The following is a 21,346-nucleotide window of genomic DNA, read 5'->3' as shown; positions in this document are numbered from 1 at the left end:
GCAAGAGTTGAGCATCCATCATGTCACCAACCAATTCGCGGGACGACATCACGATCGTCCGCCAGATGTATCAGGCGCTTGTGCTTCATTACATGGAAGGCAAGACGCAGGCTGAAATCGCCAAGGAGCTCGGCATCTCGCATGCGACGGTCAACCGGCTGATCAAACGCGGTCATCAACTCGGGCTTGTCGAGATCAAGATCAAGTCGCCGATCGAGCAACTGGTCGACATCGAGGCGCGACTTGTCGCGATAGGTGGCATCCAAAGGGCCGTCGTCGTCCCTTCCGTATCGGACAATCCGCAGACCGCGCTCCAGCGCGTCGGCGAGGCCGCGGCCAGACTGGTGCTCGAGACGATCAAGGACGGCGATACGATTTCCATAACCGGGGGCAAGGGGGTGAGTGCCGTCGTCGCCGGCCTCAAGCCGAACCGCAGCTACGATGTCGAGGTCGTTCCCGCGACCGGCCTGGTCCAGGGCAAGCATTACACCGACGTCAATCATGTCGCGTCGCTGATGGCCGACAAGCTCGGCGGGCGCGCCTATCAGATTCACGCGCCGCTGTTTACCGACAGCCCGGCCCAACGCGACATGTTGATGGGCGTCCGGGCCGTTTCGGACGTCTTCAGCAAGGCGCGGGAGGCAACGCTTGCGGTCGTCGGCATCGGTTCCATCCTGACCGACGATTCGAGCTACTACGATCTGCACCCGTCCTCAAGCGCCGACCGGCTGGCCATCGAGCGCTCGGGCGCGGCGGGCGAACTGCTCGCCCATCTCATAGACGGCAACGGCAAGCTCGCGGACTACCGCCTCAACCACTCACTCGTTTCGCTGACACTCGAGGAATTCGCGACCATTCCGCAGTCGATCGGGGTTGCAAGCGGCGCAAGCAAGGTGGTCCCGATCCTCAGTGCCATGCGCGGCTCCCACCTCGATATCCTCGTCACCGACGAAACTACCGGCTTGAAAATCCTCGAGCTCGCCGAAGGAAATGCAGCATGAATTCTCGACAAATCACCCGCTCGATCGGCAAGTCCGGCGTTGTCACTTCGGCAGTAGGGCTCGGCACCTGGGCCATCGGCGGCTGGATGTGGGGTGGCACCGATGAAGCAGAATCGATCGCTGCGATCCAGGCGTCCATCGATGCCGGCGTCTCGTTGATCGACACCGCGCCGGCTTACGGTCTCGGCCGCAGCGAGGAGATCGTCGGCAAGGCCATCAAGGGCCGGCGCGACCGCGCGGTCATCGCCACCAAATGTGGCCTGAACTGGCATACGAAAAAGGGCAACCACTTCTTTGATCAGGACGGAAAGCCGGTGAACCGATATCTGGGCGCCGACGGCATCGCTTATGAAGTGGAGCAGAGCCTGAGGCGGCTCGGCACCGACTATATAGATCTCTACATCACCCACTGGCAGGACCCGACGACATCCATTGCCGAAACAATGGAAGCGCTCGAACGCCTTAAATCAGCTGGCAAGATCCGCGCCATCGGCGCAAGCAATCTCAACGCCGCCGAGCTGCAGCGTTATGTAGGAGCTGGCCAGCTCGACGCGATCCAGGAGAGATATTCGATGCTGGATCGCGAGATTGAGCAGACATTGCTGCCGTTCGCGCGCCAGCATCAAGTTGCTGCGCTCAGTTACTCGTCGCTTGCGCTCGGCCTGCTTTCGGGTGCGATCGATCCGGCGCGTGAGTTCAGCGGCGACGACCAGCGCAAAGACAATCCGCGCTTCTCTCAGGCCAACCGGCGCAAGGTAGCGGCTTTGAAAGATGCGCTGACTCCGGTCGCGGAGGTCCACCACGCAAGCATGGCGCAGATCGTCATCGCCTGGACGCTGGCGCAGCCCGGCATCACCTTCGCGTTGTGTGGGGCGCGAAACGCGAAGCAGGCGGTCGACAACGCCAGGGCAGGGGAGATTTCGCTGAGCGCCGCGGAACTGGCGGCCGTCGATGCGGCGGTGGCCGGGCATCTCGTGGCGATAGATGCGTGATCGAAAGCGCATCCTGAGATGAATCGCATCCAGACGATCGCCGGCTTGCGCGAGAACCCCGATGTTGACGTGCTCGTCATAGGCGGCGGCATTAACGGCATCAGCGTGTTTCGCGAACTCGCTTTGCAGGGCGTCGATGTGCTGCTCGCGGAAAAGGGCGATTACTGCTCCGGCGCCAGCGCAGCCCTCTCGCGCATGGTTCATGGCGGCTTGCGTTATCTTGAAAACGGTGAGTTCAAGCTGGTCCGCGAATCTCTGCTCGAACGCGACCGGCTGTTGAAGAACGCGCCGCACTATGTCGCGCCATTGCCAACCACGGTGCCGATCTTCGACCTGTTCTCAGGCATAGCAAATGGCGCAGTCCGCTTCCTTGGGCTAAGCCGTCGTCCGGGCCGGCGCGGCGCATTGGTCATCAAGACCGGCTTGGCGATGTATGACTTCTTCACCGCCGCACGGCGTGTCGTCCCGATGCATAAATTCAGAAGCCGCGCTGAGACACTCAAGGTCTGGCCTGCAATCAATCCTGCTATCCGGAATTCGGCGACATACTATGATGCCTGGGTCAGCCACCCCGAGCGGCTGGGTACCGAGATGCTGTGCGATACCATGAAGGAGAAGCCGTCGGCCCGGGCGCTCAACTATGCACGCGTATCGCTCGACGACGCGAGCCTGGTGCTTAACGACGGACTATCCGGCGAAACGGTAGCCGTGAAGCCGCGGCTCGTCGTCAACGCAACAGGCGGCTGGATCGACTTGACCAATTCGGCGATCGGAGCCGTTGCGCCGAAGCTTATGGGCGGCACCAAAGGCTCGCATCTGATCGTCGACAATCGCGAGCTTCATGACGCGCTCGACGGCCACATGATCTACTACGAGAACGAGGACGGCCGGATCTGCATCCTGTTCCCCTATCTCGGCAACGTGCTGGTCGGCTCGACTGATATCCGTGTCGATGATCCCGACCAGGCGCGCTGCATGGATGACGAGCGGCAATACATTCTGCAGTCACTGTCCTTCGTGTTTCCCGGGATTGAGATCGCCGATAGCGACATCGTCTTTCAGTTCACCGGGGTGAGGCCGCTGCCGATAAGCCAAGACAGTTTTACAGGGCGCATACCCCGCGATCATTTCTGCGAACTCGTCGAGGGCGCCGGTATGCTGCCGCCGACGCTCTGTATGATCGGCGGGAAGTGGACAACCTTCCGATCGTTTGGCGAACTGGCAGCGGATATCGTGCTTGAGCGATTGCGCCGACAGCGCGTCGTCGGCACCGAAAACATGCCGATCGGCGGCGGCCGGAATTTTCCGATTGCGCCGACAAAATGGTGCGCAGAACGCGCGGCGGCACACGGCCTATCGCTCGACCGTATGCGCAGCCTTTTCGAGCGCTACGGTACCGCGGCGGATACCGTCGCCGCCTATATGGCAGCGGGACATGACGAACTCTTGCCCGGCAGCGACTACTCGGCCCGGGAGATTCAATATCTCATCGCCAATGAATATGTCGAACAGCTGGGGGACCTGCTGCTCCGTCGCACGACAATCGCCATCACCGGTGCGCTCTCGGCCGACCTTCTCGATGCGGTTCTCGATATTCTCGCTGTCGAAAAGAACTGGGACGCCGCGCGCAAGGCATTCGAGCGCACCGATTTCCTCGCTTTGTTGCAACGCCGGCACGGCGTCGATCTCGACCAGCTATCAAAAAAAGACCAAGGAAGGAGCGCCGAATGCGCATCAACAAGAAAGTCCGCATGAACCGGTTGTTCGGCGGAGCGCGCTGTCTCGACGTCGCAATCGACCATGGCGTGTGCAACGAGCCGTCGTTCCTGGAAGGGATAGAGGATATGGCCGGCGTCGTCGCCCAGCTGGTCGCTGCGGGCCCGGACGCCATTCAGATGAATTATGGCCAGGCCGATCTGCTGCAGTCCTTGCCTGGCAAGGATAAGCCAGCATTGGTCATGCGCATAGACATGGGCAATCCATACAACAAAACCCGCCATCGCTCGATGTGGGCCATCCTGCAGAACGAAGCCGAGCCGCTGATCGGCGCGCTGGAAATGGACGCGGCTTGCGTGGTCGTCAATCTGTTCATGCTGCCCGATGAGCCGGACCTATTCCGGCAATGCGTCCACAACATTGCCCGCGTTCGCGCCGACTGCGAAAAATACGGCCTGCCGCTGATGATCGAACCGCTGGCAATGCTGCCCAACTCGGAGCGCGGAGGCTACATGGTCGACGGCGACCCCGAAAAGATCGTCACCCTGACCCGGCTCGCAAGCGAGATGGGCGCCGACATCATCAAGGCGGACCCGACCACCGATCCGAACGATTTCCACCGGGTCGTGGCGGCGGCGCGCTGTCCTGTCCTTGTGCGCGGTGGGGGCAGGGAGGATTTGCGCACCGTCTTCGATAAGTCGGCGGCGCTGATGGCGCAGGGCGCGGCAGGCATGGTCTATGGCCGCAACATATACCAGCATTCCAACCCTCGTGCCGTCGTGAGAGGGTTGATGGCGATCATCCATGAGAATGCGGACGGCGCGGCGGCCTGGGAGCTCTACCAACAAGAATAACCCTGGCGCTTAGGAGGAGCTTCGATGCAGCAATACATTCTGGGTCTCGATGCGGGGAATACCGTCATCAAGGCCATCATCTTCGACGCCGCCGGTCGCGAGCTTGCGCTCGCCGCTCGGGACGGCCGCTCCTGCATGCCGAAGCCCGGCCATGTCGAACGGGATCTCGGCGAATTGTGGCGCAACGCCGTCGAGGTCATCCGCCAGTGCCTCGACCAGTCGGGCATCGACCCCCGCGACATCGCCGTGATCGGCTGCGCCGGCCACGGCAACGGGCTTTATGCGCTGGACCGCAGCGGCGACCCGCTGCTCGGCATCCAGTCGCTCGACACGCGCGGCGTCGGCATCGTGAGCGAATGGGCCGCCGCAGGCGTTGGCGACCGGACCTATGTCCATTGCCTGCAACGGCCCTGGGCGGCGCAGACGCCGACTCTGCTCGCGTGGCTCAAGCGTCATGACCCGGCGCTTTTTGCCCGAATGGGCACGGTTTTCCTGTGCAAGGATTTTGTCGTCAACCGCCTCACCGGCGCGCGCTCGACCGACACCTCGGATATGTCGGGCTGCGGGCTTTTGCACATGCCCGGCCGACGCTACGAGCGTGAGTTGCTGGCCGCCTACGGTCTCGACGATTGCATGGACCTGCTGCCCAACGTGCTGGAGGCCTCCGAGATCGCCGGCCATGTCACGCGCGATGTCGCCGCCGCCACCGGCCTTCGGGCGGGCACGCCTGTGGTGGCGGGCCTGTTCGACGTCGTCGCCAGCGCCATCGGTTCAGGCGTCACCAGCACCGGCGCCGCCTCCATCATTGCCGGCACCTGGAGCATCAACCAGGTTATCACCGAAGAGCCGATCCGCGATCCGTCGATCTTCATGCTGTCGACATTCGATCCGGTGCGCTACCTCGCCATCGAATCGAGCGCCACTTCGGCCGCAAATCTCGAGTGGATCGTGCGTGAGTTCTTCGAGCATGCGCCGGCAGGCGCATCGCCATTCGAGATATGCAGCGAGCTTGTTGCTTCCGTCGATCCCGCGGGAGACATGCCGATCTACCACCCATTCCTTTACGGCTCGCAGCAGAATGGCAAGGCGCGTGCAGGTTTCTACGGCATCGCCGGCTGGCACACGCGGGCGCATATGCTGCGCGCACTGTTCGAGGGTGTCGTCTTCGAACATCGGCGCCATGTCGAGACGCTGCGTCGAGCGGGAGCCACTGTCAGCCAGGCGGTTCTTTCGGGCGGCGGCTCGCGCAGCGCCATCTGGCCGCAGATATTTGCCGATGTGCTGAAAGTGCCGGTGACCGTGGCGCGCAGCCGCGAGACTGGTGCGCTGGGAGCTGCAATTGCAGCCGGGACCGGCGTCGGCTTGTTTGCCGACTTCTCTGCGGGCGTCGCCGCGATGACCGCGCCCGACCGCTTCCACAAGCCCAATAGCGAGATCGCACCGTTCTATGAGCAGCGCTATCGTCTGTATGGCGAGATCAACCAGGCCATGGGTCCGCTATGGGACAGGATGGCAAGCGAACGGACCTCTAATTGACACAGACCGTTGCCGATTTTGGACAATACGACTTCATCATCGTCGGCGCGGGTTCAGCCGGCTGCGTGCTGGCCAACAGACTGTCGGCCAATCCAGGCATGCGCGTGCTGCTTCTGGAGGCCGGCGGCAGTGACCGCTACCACTGGGTCAACATTCCCATCGGCTATCTCTATTGCATGGGCAACCCGCGCACCGATTGGCTGATGAAGACCGAGCCTGAAGCCGGGCTGAACGGTCGTGCGCTTAACTATCCGCGCGGCAAGCTTCTGGGCGGCTGCTCGTCGATCAACGGCATGATCTACATGCGCGGCCAGGCGGCCGACTATGACGGCTGGCGGCAAGCCGGAAATCTTGGTTGGGGCTGGGATGACGTGCTTCCATATTTCCGCAAGTCCGAGGACCATTTTGGCGGTGCGAGCGACCTTCACGGCGCCGGCGGCGAATGGCGCGTCGAGCGCCAACGCCTGTCCTGGCCAATCCTGGATGCCTTCCGCGACGCTGCCGAGGAACTCGGCATCCCCCGGACCGAGGATTTCAACGGCGGGACCAACGAAGGGTCGGGCTATTTCGAGGTCAACCAGAGGAAGGGCGTGCGCTGGAATACCTCGAAAGCGTTCCTGCGGGGCGTGCTCCGGCGGCCGAATTTGCGCGTCGTGACCGGCGCCGAGACCGAGAACCTAAATTTCGACGGAGCTTGCGTCACCGGCGTTGTCTTCCGCATGGGCGGTCAGTTGCATCGTGCGCGGGCAGGCGAGACGATACTTGCTGCTGGCGCGATCAATTCGCCGAAGCTGCTCGAGCTTTCCGGCGTCGGCCGACCTGCCGTGCTTGGCTCAGCAGGAATCCCGGTTCGCCACGCATTGGGTGGCGTCGGCGAGAACCTGCAGGATCATCTGCAAATCCGCACTGTCTTCAAGGTCAATGCCTCGACGCTAAACCAGCGCTACCACAATCTGCTCAGCCGCGCGGCCATGGGCGTCGAATACGCCGTCCGTCGCACCGGACCGCTGTCGATGGCGCCGAGCCAGCTTGGCATCTTCGCCAGAAGCGACCCACGCCTGGAGACGCCCGATCTCGAATACCATGTTCAGCCGTTGAGCACCGACCGGCTGGGCGAGCCGCTGCATCGCTTCCCCGCGGTCACGGTTTCGGTCTGCAACCTCAGACCGGAAAGCCGCGGCACTGTCCACATAGAGACGCCCGATCCGCAGACTGCCCCGAAGATCCGGCCGAACTATTTGTCTACCGAGGGAGACCGGACGGTGGCTGTAGCATCGCTCCGCCATGTCCGCCGCTTAATGAAGGCGCGCGCCGTTGCCCGTTTCGGGCCTGAGGAAATGCTGCCCGGCGCACAATATGAAGGCGATGAAGATCTCGTCCGCAAGGCTGGCGATATCGGCACGACGATTTTCCACCCGGTTGGCACCTGCAAGATGGGCGCAGACCCGATGGCGGTTGTCGACGGCCGGCTGCGGGTGCACGGCATTTCAGGCCTGCGCATCGTCGATGCTTCGATTATGCCGACGATCGTTTCCGGCAACACCAACTCTCCAGTGGTGATGATCGCGGAGAAGGCATCGGAAATGATCTTGCAGGACGCAACCACGAGAATGATCCTCGGTGGCGCATCTGCGCCAAACTAGGCTGACACCTCTTGACTTGAGGATCAGCGTGCCGATGCGCCAATCGCGCCATCAGCACCTTCGCGGCGATGGACCAAAGTAGCCAGCAGTGCCTAGTCCTGGGCTGGCACACCGCCGCGGGACGCCCGAATCGGCCAACAGCATCGGCGTATGGTCGAACTTCAGGTCCCTCAGAGGCTTCGCGGGCGACATGCCCAAACACTCATTGGCTGTTAAAAGCCGAGCGTCCCCTGGCGGATATCGGAGGGTGTCGCGCCGTAGAGCCGCCGGAAGGCGCGATGAAAGTAGGAGAGATCCCCGAAGCCGGCTTCGAATGCGATCGAGCTGATCGTCCAGTCGGCGTAACGTGGATCACTGAGGAGCCGACGGGCGCGCGCGAGACGCTGATCGAGCACGAAGGAGGAAAACGTCCTCCCCTCGGTCTCGAACAGCTTTTGAACGCAGCGTGGCGTGACGCCTTGGCGCAGTGCAACGGCGCCGACGGTGAGGTCGTGGTAGCCGAGATTGCTGACGATATCGGCCTTGACAGCCTTGAGCCGTGCTGCACGCAGGCCGCGACCTTCGGCGATCGCCGCGGCATCCCGGGTCGCGCCGATCGCCAGCGCGACGAGGTCTTGGATATGGGTTGCCGCAAGGTTCGCAACCGCTGGCGTTAAGGGCTGGTCCACATCCTCAAGTGTGGCAGCGTAGCTGACGAGCAATCGCAAGGAATCGACTGTCGACGGAATGGGTTTGCAGATCGCGTCCTCCACGTTGCCGACCATCGGGGCGAGCACATCGTGCGGGGTGCGAAAGGCGATCCGGCGTTGACGTTCACGAGGAATTGCAAGGCCTGGCTCAGCACATGCAAACACTGCGGCCTCGCCCGCACTGATCGTGCACTCGCGGCCGATTTGGTCGACCGTTTGGGCGCCGGATAAAGCCACAAACAGAACGATGTCGTCGCTGTCGATCAGCGCCGGTGTGCGCCTGTACTGCATGCCGGCAGCTGCTCCACTGGCAATGTCAACACCGGGCAGCGCACGCAGCGTGATGCTTGCGTCAGGCGAGCTGTCCGGCACGGGGTCAATCTCGAATTTCGTAATCGCGCGCCCGAGCACTTCGCGCCAAAACTCGAAGCGGTCCGGCTCTGGCAACCCCTCGGTTGAAAAGCAGATTGACGCAAACTCGGCGGCTGAGGAGGCCATTTAAACCCTCTCTGTGCTTCCCGATTTGTGCGAGAATTGCAACTTATCGACGAGAAATACAACTTTCCAGTAAAAAATCACGTTTTCGCGCGAGTCCATAATCGCGTTCGCTTCTGCCCACGACTCGACGAGCCGGGTTCGGTAGCATCAACAAACATGGTGATCGTGCACGATGAAAAACGCCACGACCTTTCGAAGCGATAAACGAAACGACGCTGCGATGGCCTGTTGATCCACGGCAGTTCTCCGAGTCTACGCAGCGCAGGAAGGAACCCGACGTTCCGTTTGGTGGCAGTATTCAACATGCGTTTGTCATGGCCGCCACAACTCAAGTCTCGCGGCGGCGAGGTTGCCCGGCCGTGCCTTGGCGCAAACGCCTTTGTGCTGCCCTTTCCAGGGGGGCGCAGTGTCCTGATCCCAAGCGAACGCACGAGCCGACCCGCAAATGACTTCTGAGCAGAGGAGGAGCCAGATGATCTGGAAAATCCGAAGAGTGCACGTGGAATGGAGATTCGTCCACGAAGACGCTCTCAGTCCTCATTCATTCCCACCTCCCGTCAAGGCGTGCGGGGACGACGCTGCAAGATGGCGTCAGTGGTTGCGCGACCCACTCTCGCATCCAGATCTCGAGGTGATGTCGCTGACCCAACTCGCCGACCTCCCGTTCGACCCGCGTCGTTTCAGCCGGGAATGAGGCCGGCCAGTTCTGTTGTTTTCAAATGGACAACCGCCATAGGCAAAAGGCTCACCTGGCCGCGAGAGTTTCCACTTCAATGCAAACAAAGTGGCTCACGATGAAACATGACATGTCGAACACCCTTGCCGACATTTCCGACGTGCAAGACGTCCTGGCGATGACACTCGGCGTAGCGAAAACCCACGTACTTGGCGTCGCTGCAGAACTAGGCATTGCCGACCTGCTCAAGCACGGCCCCCGGTCGGTCGCGGAAATCGCCGCGACAACGAAGACAAATCAAGGCGCGCTGCTGCGTCTGATGCGCGTTCTGGCCAGCCTCGGTATTCTGGAAGAACCGACGCCCGGCATGTTCGTCAACACCAGCAAGGGGCGGCTCCTTCAGACTGGCGCGCCACGCTCGGTCCGCCACTATGCCATGCTGATGGCGCAGGAGTGCTTAGCCGCCTCGTGGCCGTGCCTGCTGCATAGTATGCGCACCGGCGAGAGCACGTTCGAGAAGAGGAACGGCCATGGGATATACGAGTACTTCCGCATGAACCCAGCGGCGGGAGCAGTCATGAATCAGGCCATGAGCGAGATGTCCAGCCAGGAAAGCGTAGCCATTTGCGACGCCTACGAATTCGCACCGGACCTTTCGGTCGTCGACGTCGGCGGCGGGCGTGGCGGACTTTTGCTGAGCATTCTCGAAGCCCATCCGGGCATTAGGGGAACGCTGCTCGATCTGCCGCACGTGGCCACCGAGGCGCAGGAGATGCTGGCGGCGCGCGTCGTTGATCGGTGCAAGATCGTCGGCGGCGACTTCCTTCGTGAGGTCCCGGGTGGCGGTGATCTCTACATTCTGAAGCGCATTCTCGTAGACCAAACCGACGATACGGCAATGGCGGTGCTGCGGAACGTCCGCACCGCCATCGCCCCACAAGGCGCCCTGCTGATCGCCGACCCGGGCGTAGATTCCCTCTACGGCCGGAGCTTCGACATGCTCATGCTCATGATTTTCGGGGGAAAGCTCCGCAGCGAGTCTGATCTTGCGGCGTTGTTGGAAAAAGCCGGCTTCCGGCTCACGCGAACGATGAAAACTGCATCTGCAATCCATCTGGTCGAAGCGGTGCCGATCTAGGCACTGAACTATCGCCAATATGGAAGAGGGCCCGGCATTTGCAGCTCATCGCCTGGGCGACGGCTCTCAGCGGAGGAGAGCGTCCTGCGTCCTCGGCCATGTAGAGCGGGTTCTCGTAGCGCATGTCGATCACCGCTGTGCCGATCTCGATGCGGCTGGTCTTGGCGCCGACTGCCGCCAACAGCGGGAATGGCGAGCCGAGTTGCCGTGCGAAATGATGCACACGGAAATATGCCCCGTCGGCGCCATACGCAAACGCGTATTTTCGTCTTTTATACGCCTTCGCGTATATCTAAATTTTAAACGCGAACGCGTATATTGACAGTTTATACGCTCTCGCGTATATTGATGTGTGGAGGACTGCTATGACCGATCAGATCGCCCGCACAGAAAAACAGCTTGGCGCCATCCTGCGCCGCGCGCGAAAACAGGCACGGCTGAGCCAGGGGGCTCTAGGCGAACAAATCCATCTGCGCCAGGGCACTGTCTCACGTCTGGAAGCGGGAGAGCCCGCTGTCCAGTTGCGCACTTTAATGGAAGCGCTTTCGGCTCTGAACCTTGAACTGGTCGTCCGGCCACGCACCCAAGGCAGTGCCGCCGATATCGAGGACCTGTTCTGATGGCACGGAAACGCGCTCACGCTCCTCTCAATGTCTTTCTGAACAACCGCCACGTCGGCGTCCTGCGCCGTGAGGCGACAGGTGCTATCGACTTCCAGTACGGACGCGACTGGCTGAACTGGCGCGGCACGTTCCCAGTGTCACTGTCGCTGCCCTTGCGCGAGGATCGGTATATTGGCACCCCCGTCATCAATGTGTTCGACAACCTGCTGCCTGACAGCGACCTCATCCGAAAGCGCGTCGCCGAACGCGTTGGCGCAGACGGCACAGACGCCGTCAGCCTGCTGACGGCCCTCGGTCATGATTGCGTCGGCGCACTCCAGTTTCTGCCTGATGGCATCAAGCCGGGGACCGCCGGCAACACCGACGGCAAACCGATCACTGACGACGAGATTGCCGACATTATCAAGAATCTCGCGGCAGCACCCCTCGGCATGGGCGAAGACGAAGATTTCCGAATTTCGATCGCCGGCGCTCAGGAAAAAACCGCGCTGCTGCGTAAGGACGGCCAATGGTTCAAGCCGATAGGAACGACGGCAACCACCCACATCCTCAAACCGCAGATTGGGCAGCTTCCCAATGGCATCGACCTCTCCAACAGCGTCGAGAACGAATATCTATGCCTCAGACTGCTGCATTCGTTTGGTATCCCTACACCCCCCGTTGAAATCGCCGTTTTCGGGGAACGCCGCACACTGATCGTCGAACGCTTCGATCGTCTTTGGGCAAGAGATGGGCGACTGCTGCGACTGCCGCAGGAAGACATCTGCCAGGCGCTATCGATCCCGCCGACAAGAAAGTACCAGTCTGATGGTGGTCCCGGTATGCGCGAGATCATCAACCTGCTCAAAGGCAGCGACACGCCTGATGCCGACATCACGACTTTCATGCGTGCGAGCATCATATTCTGGTTGCTCGGCGCAACCGATGGGCATGCAAAAAATTTCAGCATTTTCCTCGGTCCCGGCGGGCGCTATCGCATGACGCCGCTGTACGATGTGTTGACAGCGCAGCCGAGCCTCGACCAGGGCCAAATTCAACGCAAGAAATTCAAACTTGCGATGTCCGTCGGAACAAATCGCCACTATGCCATCAGTGACATCGTGCCACGACATTTCATGCAGACGGCCGATATCGCTGGTGTCGGCACTCCGGCGATGCGGGCGATTTTTGAAGACATTGAAGCCAATGCCGATCGGCAAGTACAAGCTGTTGTCGGGTCGCTGCCCGGTAGCTTCCCCGATCAGCTTGTGACCTCGACAGTGGCGGCCATCAAGCACCGCAGCCAGCTCGTCGCAAATTCTCTGGAGGCTTCTCATGTCTGAGTTGGGGCAACGCCCGCGGATAGCAATCCTTGGCTGGGGCTCTCTGATCTGGGACAAGCGCCCCGAATTCGATGAAACATGTCCCCTGGGAAGATGATGGCCCGGCACTTAAACTGGAATTCTCGCGTATTTCCGATACCCGAAAAGGGGCTATGACCCTGGTGATCGACACTGACTACGGTCAGCAGTGCATCGTCCAATATGCGCTTAGTACCCGCGCAAACCCGGCCGATGTCGTCGCTGATCTGCGCTGCCGCGAAGGTAAGCTAAAGCAGACTGGCAGCTATTCGTTGGCGTGTCGCCGCCCCGCTCCTTTGAGGCGACGAACGGCTTCAAACGAAGCAGGCATGAAACGACCGACGCTGGCAGCGCCGAGGAGTTTACTTCGGCTTCGTCGCGCAAATCGCGAAGCGGTGTTGGATGGCTCGCTCGATCGCCTTAGGCCAACTCATCTGTCGAGCCTGAGCGCGATGGATCGCGCCGAGTTTCCAGTCGACGACGGGCTGATCGAACCCGGCTTCGGCCAGCAAGCGCCTTATCTCTCCCGCCCGTGCGCCGCCTGAGAAATGGACGCGGGCAAGAATGCGTTTGTGGCGTCCGGCCATGGCGGTGCATTCATTGTCTGCGACCCGCGACTTGCCTGCCATCAGCTTCTCCCAAACGTCCCGCAATCTCGTCGCCCAGTTGCGGCTGACGAAATCCCCGTCGATGACCAGCAGCTTGCCGCCGGGCTTCAGCAGCGAGAACCATTCGGCAAAGGCCGCCTTCGGATCCACCAGCGTCCAGACGAGGTGACGGGTGACGATGACATCGTAGCTCGCCTTGTCCTCGAGCGTCCGTTCGGCATCCCTCACGATGAAGCGGATATCGGCGCCGCGGTTTTGTGCCTTGGCGCGCGCCTTGGCGAGCATGGCTTCCGACCAGTCGAGGCCCGTCACCACAAATCCCAACTCGTGCATCAGATACGAAATCACGCCCGTCCCGCAGGCGAGGTCCAGAGATGTCCGCCCTGCGCCTTGCCCAAGGTGCCTGCTTATGAGCGCATGCCAGGCAGCGCGCTCGCGTTCGGAAAAAATCTCGTGGCCGACCTGCAGGTCGAACGTCTCGGCGCGGTCGGACCAGTAGTCCCGAATTTCGTCGCGCAGCGAATAGTTTGCGTGAGCCGTCATCGCCCGAAACGCTCTCCCCCAAAGCCGTACATTGGAATTGCTCTAAAAGATAATTCTTGATTACACAACTCATGTTTTCTAAGCCGTGGCGGCAAACTAAATCACGAGAGCACAATGATTTTGAAGTCGATATTTGCGGCCGCGGTCGCCCTCGCGACGTTCATGCCGCTTACCCTCGGCGCGCGCGCCGAAACCGTCACCGACATTAGCGGCCGCAAGGTCGAGGTGAAGACGCCGGTTGAGAAGGTCATCCTCGGCGAAGGCCGGCAGACCTACCTGATTGCCGCGCTCGATACCGACAATCCCTTCAAGCGGATCGTCGGCTGGCGCGAGGATTTCTCGCAGGCCGATCCCGACAATTACGCCGTCTATCTGGAAAAATTCCCCTCGATGGCCACGATCCCGACCTTCGGCGGTTTCAAGGACGGCACCTTCGACATCGAGCAGGCCATCGCGCTTCAGCCGGACGTGATGATCATGAATATCGAGTCCAAGCAGGCAACCGAGGACGCGCAATACATCGAAAAGCTCGCCGCCGTCGGCATCCCGGTGGTCTATGTCGATTTCCGCGAGCATCCCTTCACCAACACCGAGCCGAGCATGCGCCTCATCGGCAAGCTCTTTGGCCAGGAGGAGCGGGCGGAAGCGTTCATCGCCTACCGCGCGGCCCAGATCGCGCGGGTCACCGATGTTATCGCAAAGAATGTTCCCAAGCGCCCGACCGTGTTCATCGAGCGCGCCGGAGGCTATTCCGACGATTGCTGCATGAGCTTCGGCAACGACAATTTCGGCAAGTTCGTGGAGATGGCCGGCGGCCAGAACATCGCGGCGGACCTGATCCCGGGCACGTTTGGCGCGCTCAACCCGGAGCAGATCATCGCAAGCGATCCCGACCAGGTGATTGTGACGGGCGGTAGCTGGGAAGCGTATGTGCCGGGCGGCAAATGGGTCGGCGTCGGTCCCGGCGCGGACGAGGCGGAAGCACTGAAGAAGCTCAAGGGTCTGACGGAACGGCCCGCGCTAACCGGCGTCAAGGCGGTGGAAAACGGGCAGGTCCACGCCATCTGGCACCAGTTCTACAACAGCCCCTATCAGTTCGTCGCCATCCAGCAGATGGCCAAGTGGCTGCACCCCGACCTGTTCGACGATCTGGACGCCGAGGCCACCTTCAAGGAGTTGCACGAGAAGTTCCTGCCGGTCGAGTACAGGCCTGGCCATTGGGTCTCGCTCTCCAATGAGCAGTGAGCCAGCGGCATTGTCGGCAAAGGAAGGGCGCGGCCTCTACCGCGCCCTCGTCCTGCGCAAGCAGCTTATCCTCGCAGGCCTCGTCCTGGCGCTGCTCCTGAGCCTTTGCGTCGACCTCGCCCTCGGCCCTGCCAGCTACAGCCTCGACCAGGTGGTCCTCGCCCTCGTTTCTCCGGGCAGCGTGCCGCTTCAGGTGCGCGTGGTGCTGTGGGAAATCCGGCTTCCCATCGCGCTGATGGCGGTGGTCGTGGGCGCATCACTGTCGGTCGCCGGGGCGCAGATGCAGACCATCCTGAACAATCCGCTCGCCAGTCCGTTCACGCTCGGCATTTCGGCGGCGGCCAGCTTCGGCGCCGCGCTTGCGCTTGCCTTCGGCGTCGCGCTCATCCCCGCCGCGATCGAATATGTCGTGCCGCTCAACGCCTTCGTGGTTGCGATGCTGACCGCGCTCGTCATCCACCTGCTGAGTCTCAAGCGCGGCGTGACGGTTGAAACCATCGTGCTTCTCGGCATCGCGCTCGTCTTCACCTTCAATGCGCTGCTGTCGCTCGTCCAGTATCTTTCCTCAGAGCAGGCGCTCGCCGCGGTCGTGTTCTGGACGATGGGAAGTCTCACCAAGGCCACCTGGCCCAAGCTCATCATCACCAGCCTCATCCTTCTCGCAACGCTTCCGATATTCGCGCGCCGCGCCTGGGCGCTGACGGCGCTGCGGCTAGGCGAAGACAAGGCCGCGAGTTTCGGGATCAAGGTCGCGCGCCTGAGGCTCGAAACCATGATGATGGTGAGCCTGCTCGCCGCCATTCCCGTCGCCTTTGTCGGCACGATCGGCTTCATCGGGTTGGTCGGCCCGCACATCGCCCGCATGCTGATTGGAGAAGATCAGCGCTTCTTCCTGCCCGCTTCCGCGCTTGCTGGCGCCCTCATCCTTTCGGCGAGCTCGGTTGCCAGCAAGTCGCTCATCCCAGGCACGATCTTTCCGATCGGCATCGTCACCTCGCTTGTCGGCATTCCCTTCTTCATCTCCCTGATCCTCTCGAATGTGAGGCGCTCATGGTAACGATCAGGCTCGATGGTCTCGGAGCGTTTCACGGCGCGCGGCTCGTCCTTTCGGACGTTTCAACTCCCACTTTTCGGGGTGGCGAGGTGGTTGCCGTCATCGGGCCCAACGCAGCGGGCAAGTCGACGCTTTTCAAGCGCATCGCAGGACTTTTGAAGGGCCCGGGCCGCGTCTGCCTCGATGGAGCGGCCAAGGGACCGGACGGCATCTGCTACATGCCTCAGGATATGGCAGCCAACGCGGTGCTGACCGTCTATGAATCGATCCTGCTCGCCCGCAAGCAGGGCTCGGCCTGGTCGGTCGGTGACGGCGACCTCGCGCTCATAGACGGTATCCTGGCCGCGCTCAGCATCTCGGATATTGCCTTTCGCAATGTCGGAGAACTGAGCGGCGGGCAAAGGCAGGTGGTAAGCATCGCACAGACCCTCGCCCGCGAACCTGAAATCCTGCTGATGGACGAGCCGACGTCCGCGCTTGACTTGCACCGGCAGGTCGAGGTGCTGAGCTTCATGCGCGGGCTTGCACGCAAGCACGGGATTGCAGTGCTGATCGCAATTCACGACCTCAATCAGGCCCTGCGCTTCGCCGACAAATGCATCGTCATCGCCGACGGCCGGATGTTCGCCTGCGGTACACCGGAAGAGGTCGTTACGCCGGCGCTGTTGCGTGACGTTTATCGCGTCGAGGCGCGGGTCGAGCGATGCTCGCGTGGCATCGGTCATGTCATGGTGGATGGCGTTGCGGATGAAACGGCAGCGGCTGCGTCGATAGCAGCTTAGCCATCAAACTTTAGGGTTGAAGTCGAATCGCCGAAGCGGAAGACTGATCACCCGCTATTTGCGCTGACCGCATCACGAAGCATTTTGGTGCGGGGCTGCAGGCGCGCGACGGCCGGCGCGAAGACCGAAATCGCCTTCGGGTGGACCTTGAAATGCGCCGGCGTCGAGGTGACGATCTCACCGTCAGTGTTCACCGGCATCGGCCTTTTCGTCTCGATGTCGAACTCGACGCATCTGGCCGTGCGAACCTCGCTCCAGGCGCCGTGTGTGCCTGAGCGGAACGAGCGCAGCATAAGCGCCATTTTCCAGAGATTCGTCATTTCCAGGCTGTACAGGTCGAGATGGCCGTCATCGATCTCCGCCGTCTCCTCGACGACGTTGCCGCCGCCATAGTGCCGGCCGTTGCCGACCGCTATCTGGTAGGTCTCGACTTCGGTCGTTACGCCCTTTTCGGTAATCCTTGCTTCGAAGTGGCCAGCCTTGGTCAACACTTTCATAGCCGCCAAGGCATAGCCAAACCTGCCGAAACGCTTCTTCAGCGCCGGATCGAGACCCTGGGCAAGGTCGGTGCTGATGCCGATGCTCGCAACGTTGAAGAAAGCGTGACCATTGACGGTCCCGACATCGATCAGACGCCTTCCGCCCTGTACAATCACGTCGGCAGCCTTCAGCAGATCCAACGGTATTTCGAGGGTGCGCGCCAGATCGTTCGCCGTCCCCATCGGAATGATGCCCATAGGCAGCCCGCTTTCCATGGCCGCGACCGCCGCCGAGGACACCGAGCCATCGCCGCCGCACACGATCACAAGGTCGGCCCTATGGCGAAGGCGCACGATGTCGCGTGCTATCTCGGGCAGCGCCTCAAACGTCTCGACGGTGACGCGAAGCCCACCGGCCTGCAGCCGCTCGACGACCGGTGCGATAGATTCCTGCCCGCGTCGCGCCTTTGAATTGACGAGCAGAAGCGCGCGTCTGGTCGTGATTTCGTTCATGCGGCGTAGATAGGGTGCTTGCCTGCGGATTACGACGCCAACAGGCGCGCCTGGGAAGACCCAGAGTTGAATTTTCGTAACAGCCCGAATTGCTGGTTGTCACATCCGATCAGGAATCGGCACAGTTGCGGACGCTGTGTGCACGTATCCACCGCGGCCAACTTGGCCGAACCTGACGCTCAAATATCCTTCGTAGGTCGACTTCTCAATCTCGACCGTCGATCAATCGAAATTTAGGTTTCATGACCTGTTCAGAGCGGTTTCCCGATCCATTTTGCCAGGATGCCAACGACGCCCTCCCGGAACAACAGCACTGCGACAACGAAGATGGTGCCCTGGGCGATCGTGACCCAGTCGCCAAATGTCGCGAGGTAATTCTGCATCGTGACGATAACTGCCGCGCCGACGATAGGTCCGAACACCGTGCCCATGCCACCCAAGAGCGTCATCAGCACGACCTCGCCGGACATGGTCCAGTAGACGTCGGTAAGTGACGCCAATTGGAACACGATCGCCTTGGTTGCGCCGGCAACGCCGGCGAGCGCGGCTGACAACACGAATACGGTGAGCTTGTAGCGGTTGACCCGATAGCCCAGCGATATCGCGCGGGGCTCGTTCTCGCGGATCGCCTTCAACACCTGCCCAAACGGCGAATGGATGATCCGGTAGATCAGCAATATGCCGGCGAAAAAGATGGCGAGCACGAAGAAATAGAGCAATTCGTTTGAGCGCAGGTCGATCAGCCCAAACAAATAGCCGCGCGGGACGGCCTGGATGCCGTCCTCACCGCCGGTAAACGCCGCCTGCAGCGAGAAGAAATAGACCATCTGCGCAAAAGCCAGCGTCACCATGGCGAAATAGATGCCGTGGCGGCGAATGGCGAGGGAGCCGATGGCGAGACCGAGCACGGCTGCCACCAACGTGCCCGCGATAATGGCAAGTTCGGGCGTCAAACCCCACACCTTTGCCGCATGGGCCGAGACGTAGCTCGCCATGCCGAAATAGGCAGCGTGGCCAAAGGATAGGAGCCCGCCATAGCCGAGCAACAGGTTGAAGGCGCAGGCAAACAGCGCGAAGCACAGCACCTTCATGACAAAGATCGGATAGAACAGAAAAGGCGCGGCGATGAGGAAGACGAAAAGCGCGGCGAAGATCGCAAGGTGATGGCGTGGCATGCCGGCGGCGCCAACGGACGTGACGGCCGTCATGGCAATCGGGTTGGTGTCGGTTACCATCACGCGCTCCGCCCAAACAGGCCGGCGGGCTTGATCAGCAGCACCAGCGCCATGATGACAAAAATCACCACGGCCGAGCCTTCCGGATAGAACACGCGGGTCAGACCTTCGATCAGCCCAAGCCCGAAGCCGGTGAGGATCGAGCCAAGGATCGAGCCCATGCCGCCGATGACGACGACGGCGAAGACGACGATGATCAGGTCTGCGCCCATGTTCGGATTGACTGCGTATATCGGTGCGGCGAGCACGCCGGCGAAACCGGCGAGCGCGACGCCGAAACCATATGTGAGCGTGACCAGCAGCGGCACGTTGATGCCGAACGCACCGACCATGGTCGGGTTCTCGGTCGCTGCCCTGAGATAGGCGCCAAGTCGGGTCTTTTCGATGATGAACCAGGTCGCGAGGCACACGATGAGTGAGGCCACAATCACCCAGGCGCGCGAATTGGGCAGGTACATGAAGCCGAGATTGTGCCCCCCCGTTAGAAGCGGCGGCGGCGGGTAGGGCAGGCCAGATACGCCGAAAAACTGGCGGAAGAAGCCGACGATGATCAGCGCCAGGCCGAAGGTGAGCAGCAGCCCGTAGAGATGGTCGAGGTGATAGAGCCGTCGGATCAACACGCGCTCGAGCACGATGCCGGTGAGGCCGACGATCGGCGGAACGATGAACACAGCCCACCAGTAACTGACGCCGAGATAGTTGAGCAGCATCCAGGCGCCGAAGGCGCCCAGCATGTACTGCGCACCATGCGTGAAATTGATGATGTTCAGGAGACCGAAGATGACCGCCAGCCCGAGGCTCAAAACCGCATAGAAGGACCCATTGATCAGCCCGAGCAGCAATTGGCCGAACAGGACCTGTGGCGGAATTCCAAGGAGTTCGAACATGGTCGCTCCAGTTGACTTGTCGACGAAAGGACGCGCCGAGCGGTTCGGCGCGTCGTTGGCGAGGCCCGCTTATTTGACGAGCGGACAGCCGCCGTCGGCGAGTGGGCGGAACGCCTTGTCGGCCGGAATGGTGGCCACGGTCTCGAAATAATCCCATGCCCCCTTCGATTGGTCCGGCTTCTTGACGCGGAACAGGTACATGTCGTGCAGCTTGCGCCCGTCCGCGCGGATCGTGCCCTTGCCAAACAGCGGATCGTCCGTCGGCATTTCCTTCATCTTGGCCATCACCTTGGCCGCATCCTTGTCGCCAACGGCCTCGACGGCCTTAAGGTAATGCAGCACCGAAGCGTAGACTCCGGCCTCGATCATCGAAGGCTTCTGTCCGCTGTTCCGCTCCTGGAAGCGGGCAGAGAATTCACGCGTCTGATCGTTCTTATCCCAGTAGAATGCGCCGGTGAGCACGAGGCCTTGCGCCACTTCGAGGCTAAGCGCATGCACGTCATTGATAAACATCAAAAGGGCTGCGAGCGCTTGGCCGCCCTGCGTGATGCCGAATTCCGACGCCTGCTTGACCGCGTTGATGGTGTCGCCGCCGGCATTGGCGAGGCCGACGACCTTGGCACCCGACCCTTGCGCCTGCAACAGGAAAGACGAGAAATCCTGGCCGGGGAAAGGATGACGGACGGTGCCGAGAACCTTGCCGCCCGATGCTTCCACGACCGCCGACGTATCGCGCTCGAGCGCATGGCCGAAGGCATAGTCGGCTGTGACGAAGAACCATGTATCGCCACCCTGCGCGACCATCGCCGAACCCGTGCCGTTGGCAAGCGCCCAGGTGTCGTAGGTCCAGTGGACGGTGTTGGGCGAACAGGCCTTGCCGGTGAGGTCGGACGAGGCCGGACCCGAGGCGAGGAAGATCTTGTTCTTCTCCTTGGTGATCTCGTTGACGGCGAGCGCCACCGACGAGGTTGGCACGTCGGCGATCACGTCGACATTTTCGGTGTCGTACCACTGGCGGGCGATGTTCGAGCCGACGTCCGGCTTGTTCTGGTGGTCCGCGGAGACGATCGATACATTGATGCCCTTGTCGGTCGCCTTGAAGTCTTCCGCCGCCATCTGGGCCGCGATGACCGAGCCTTCGCCGGCGATGTCTGCATAGATGCCGGAACGGTCATTCAGAACGCCGATCTTGACATCCGTGGCGTAGGCTGCGCCGGCCGACAAAAGGCTCGCCAGTGAAGCCAGAATGAACCCTGTTGCTTTCATCACTACTCTCCTCCGATTGCGGCGCGAC

Annotated in this window: 18 protein-coding genes and 1 pseudogene; 12 read left to right on the top strand and 7 right to left on the bottom strand. The window is 61.4% G+C overall.

Annotation, left to right across the window (positions count from 1 at the left end; all coding sequences use genetic code 11):
* Positions 1-20 precede the first annotated feature (20 nt).
* The 6 genes from EJ075_RS01860 to EJ075_RS01835 are packed head-to-tail and all read left to right on the top strand — an operon-like array spanning position 21 to position 7,742.
* Positions 21-1,001 carry a sugar-binding transcriptional regulator gene (locus EJ075_RS01860; RefSeq protein WP_126103134.1) on the top strand — a complete coding sequence of 327 codons (981 nt, stop codon included), beginning with the start codon at positions 21-23 and terminating at the stop codon, positions 999-1,001.
* Complete coding sequence (locus EJ075_RS01855) at positions 998-1,993, top strand: aldo/keto reductase (protein WP_126103133.1); 996 nt, start codon at positions 998-1,000, stop codon at positions 1,991-1,993. Before EJ075_RS01860 ends, EJ075_RS01855 begins: the two co-directional genes overlap by 4 nt.
* An 18-nt stretch (positions 1,994-2,011) precedes the next feature.
* Positions 2,012-3,748, top strand: coding sequence for a glycerol-3-phosphate dehydrogenase/oxidase (locus EJ075_RS01850; RefSeq protein ID WP_126103132.1), 1,737 nt, complete (start codon positions 2,012-2,014; stop codon positions 3,746-3,748).
* Positions 3,721-4,563 (top strand): class I fructose-bisphosphate aldolase, encoded by an 843-nt coding sequence (locus EJ075_RS01845; RefSeq protein ID WP_126103131.1) that lies wholly within the window; start codon positions 3,721-3,723, stop codon positions 4,561-4,563. Before EJ075_RS01850 ends, EJ075_RS01845 begins: the two co-directional genes overlap by 28 nt.
* 24 nt (positions 4,564-4,587) lie before the next feature.
* The gene (locus EJ075_RS01840; protein ID WP_126103130.1) at positions 4,588-6,099 is read left to right on the top strand and encodes an FGGY-family carbohydrate kinase; all 1,512 of its coding nucleotides are present in this window, start codon (positions 4,588-4,590) and stop codon (positions 6,097-6,099) included.
* Entirely contained in the window at positions 6,096-7,742 is a 1,647-nt protein-coding gene (locus EJ075_RS01835; RefSeq protein ID WP_126103129.1) for a GMC family oxidoreductase, read from the top strand. Before EJ075_RS01840 ends, EJ075_RS01835 begins: the two co-directional genes overlap by 4 nt.
* Before the next feature lie 212 nt (positions 7,743-7,954).
* Here EJ075_RS01835 and EJ075_RS01830 read toward each other — a convergent pair whose 3' ends face one another.
* Positions 7,955-8,929: an AraC family transcriptional regulator gene (locus tag EJ075_RS01830; RefSeq protein ID WP_126103128.1), complete on the bottom strand. Its 975-nt coding sequence runs from the start codon at positions 8,927-8,929 to the stop codon at positions 7,955-7,957.
* A gap of 806 nt (positions 8,930-9,735) precedes the next feature.
* On the opposite strand from EJ075_RS01830, the gene EJ075_RS01825 reads away from it, so the two are divergent.
* Complete coding sequence (locus EJ075_RS01825) at positions 9,736-10,743, top strand: methyltransferase (RefSeq protein WP_164547016.1); 1,008 nt, start codon at positions 9,736-9,738, stop codon at positions 10,741-10,743.
* Positions 10,744-10,825: 82 nt separating this feature from the next.
* On the opposite strand, the pseudogene EJ075_RS01820 reads toward EJ075_RS01825, so the two are convergent.
* Positions 10,826-10,990 (bottom strand): annotated as a pseudogene (locus EJ075_RS01820) (LLM class flavin-dependent oxidoreductase); the annotation flags it as partial.
* A 118-nt stretch (positions 10,991-11,108) separates the two neighbouring features.
* Here EJ075_RS01820 and EJ075_RS01815 point away from each other — a divergent pair.
* Both EJ075_RS01815 and EJ075_RS01810 read left to right on the top strand, forming a co-directional pair.
* A complete protein-coding gene (locus tag EJ075_RS01815; RefSeq protein WP_095486276.1) occupies positions 11,109-11,363 on the top strand; it encodes a helix-turn-helix domain-containing protein in 255 nt (84 codons plus the stop codon).
* Positions 11,363-12,688 (top strand): type II toxin-antitoxin system HipA family toxin, encoded by a 1,326-nt coding sequence (locus tag EJ075_RS01810; protein ID WP_126103126.1) that lies wholly within the window; start codon positions 11,363-11,365, stop codon positions 12,686-12,688. The genes EJ075_RS01815 and EJ075_RS01810 overlap by 1 nt, the downstream gene beginning before the upstream one ends.
* A gap of 380 nt (positions 12,689-13,068) precedes the next feature.
* Here EJ075_RS01810 and EJ075_RS01805 read toward each other — a convergent pair whose 3' ends face one another.
* Positions 13,069-13,857: a class I SAM-dependent methyltransferase gene (locus EJ075_RS01805; protein WP_126103125.1), complete on the bottom strand. Its 789-nt coding sequence runs from the start codon at positions 13,855-13,857 to the stop codon at positions 13,069-13,071.
* A 162-nt stretch (positions 13,858-14,019) separates the two neighbouring features.
* Between EJ075_RS01805 and EJ075_RS01800 the strand changes: the two genes are divergently transcribed.
* The 3 genes from EJ075_RS01800 to EJ075_RS01790 are packed head-to-tail and all read left to right on the top strand — an operon-like array spanning position 14,020 to position 16,938.
* Complete coding sequence (locus EJ075_RS01800; RefSeq protein WP_245458254.1) at positions 14,020-15,102, top strand: ABC transporter substrate-binding protein; 1,083 nt, start codon at positions 14,020-14,022, stop codon at positions 15,100-15,102.
* Positions 15,092-16,159 (top strand): iron ABC transporter permease, encoded by a 1,068-nt coding sequence (locus EJ075_RS01795; protein WP_126103123.1) that lies wholly within the window; start codon positions 15,092-15,094, stop codon positions 16,157-16,159. The genes EJ075_RS01800 and EJ075_RS01795 overlap by 11 nt, the downstream gene beginning before the upstream one ends.
* Positions 16,153-16,938, top strand: a complete 786-nt coding sequence (locus EJ075_RS01790) for an ABC transporter ATP-binding protein (protein WP_126103122.1) — start codon at positions 16,153-16,155, stop codon at positions 16,936-16,938. Before EJ075_RS01795 ends, EJ075_RS01790 begins: the two co-directional genes overlap by 7 nt.
* Positions 16,939-16,985: 47 nt before the next feature.
* On the opposite strand, the gene EJ075_RS01785 is transcribed toward EJ075_RS01790, so the two are convergent.
* The 4 genes from EJ075_RS01785 to EJ075_RS01770 form a co-directional block, all read right to left on the bottom strand.
* A complete protein-coding gene (locus tag EJ075_RS01785) occupies positions 16,986-17,930 on the bottom strand; it encodes a lipid kinase (protein WP_126103121.1) in 945 nt (314 codons plus the stop codon).
* Positions 17,931-18,181: 251 nt separating this feature from the next.
* A complete protein-coding gene (locus EJ075_RS01780) occupies positions 18,182-19,105 on the bottom strand; it encodes a branched-chain amino acid ABC transporter permease (RefSeq protein ID WP_245458253.1) in 924 nt (307 codons plus the stop codon).
* Between the two features lie 59 nt (positions 19,106-19,164).
* On the bottom strand, positions 19,165-20,052 hold the full coding sequence (locus EJ075_RS01775; protein ID WP_126103119.1) for a branched-chain amino acid ABC transporter permease: 888 nt from the start codon (positions 20,050-20,052) through the stop codon (positions 19,165-19,167).
* 69 nt (positions 20,053-20,121) lie between these two features.
* Positions 20,122-21,318: an ABC transporter substrate-binding protein gene (locus EJ075_RS01770; protein WP_126103118.1), complete on the bottom strand. Its 1,197-nt coding sequence runs from the start codon at positions 21,316-21,318 to the stop codon at positions 20,122-20,124.
* Positions 21,319-21,346: the final 28 nt, after the last annotated feature.

The sequence above is a fragment of the Mesorhizobium sp. M6A.T.Cr.TU.016.01.1.1 genome (assembly GCF_003952585.1).
In the GTDB taxonomy this organism is placed as follows: domain Bacteria; phylum Pseudomonadota; class Alphaproteobacteria; order Rhizobiales; family Rhizobiaceae; genus Mesorhizobium; species Mesorhizobium mediterraneum.
The sequence above is the reverse complement of the archived record's forward strand: the minus strand, read 5'-3'. Positions and strand labels throughout refer to the sequence as shown.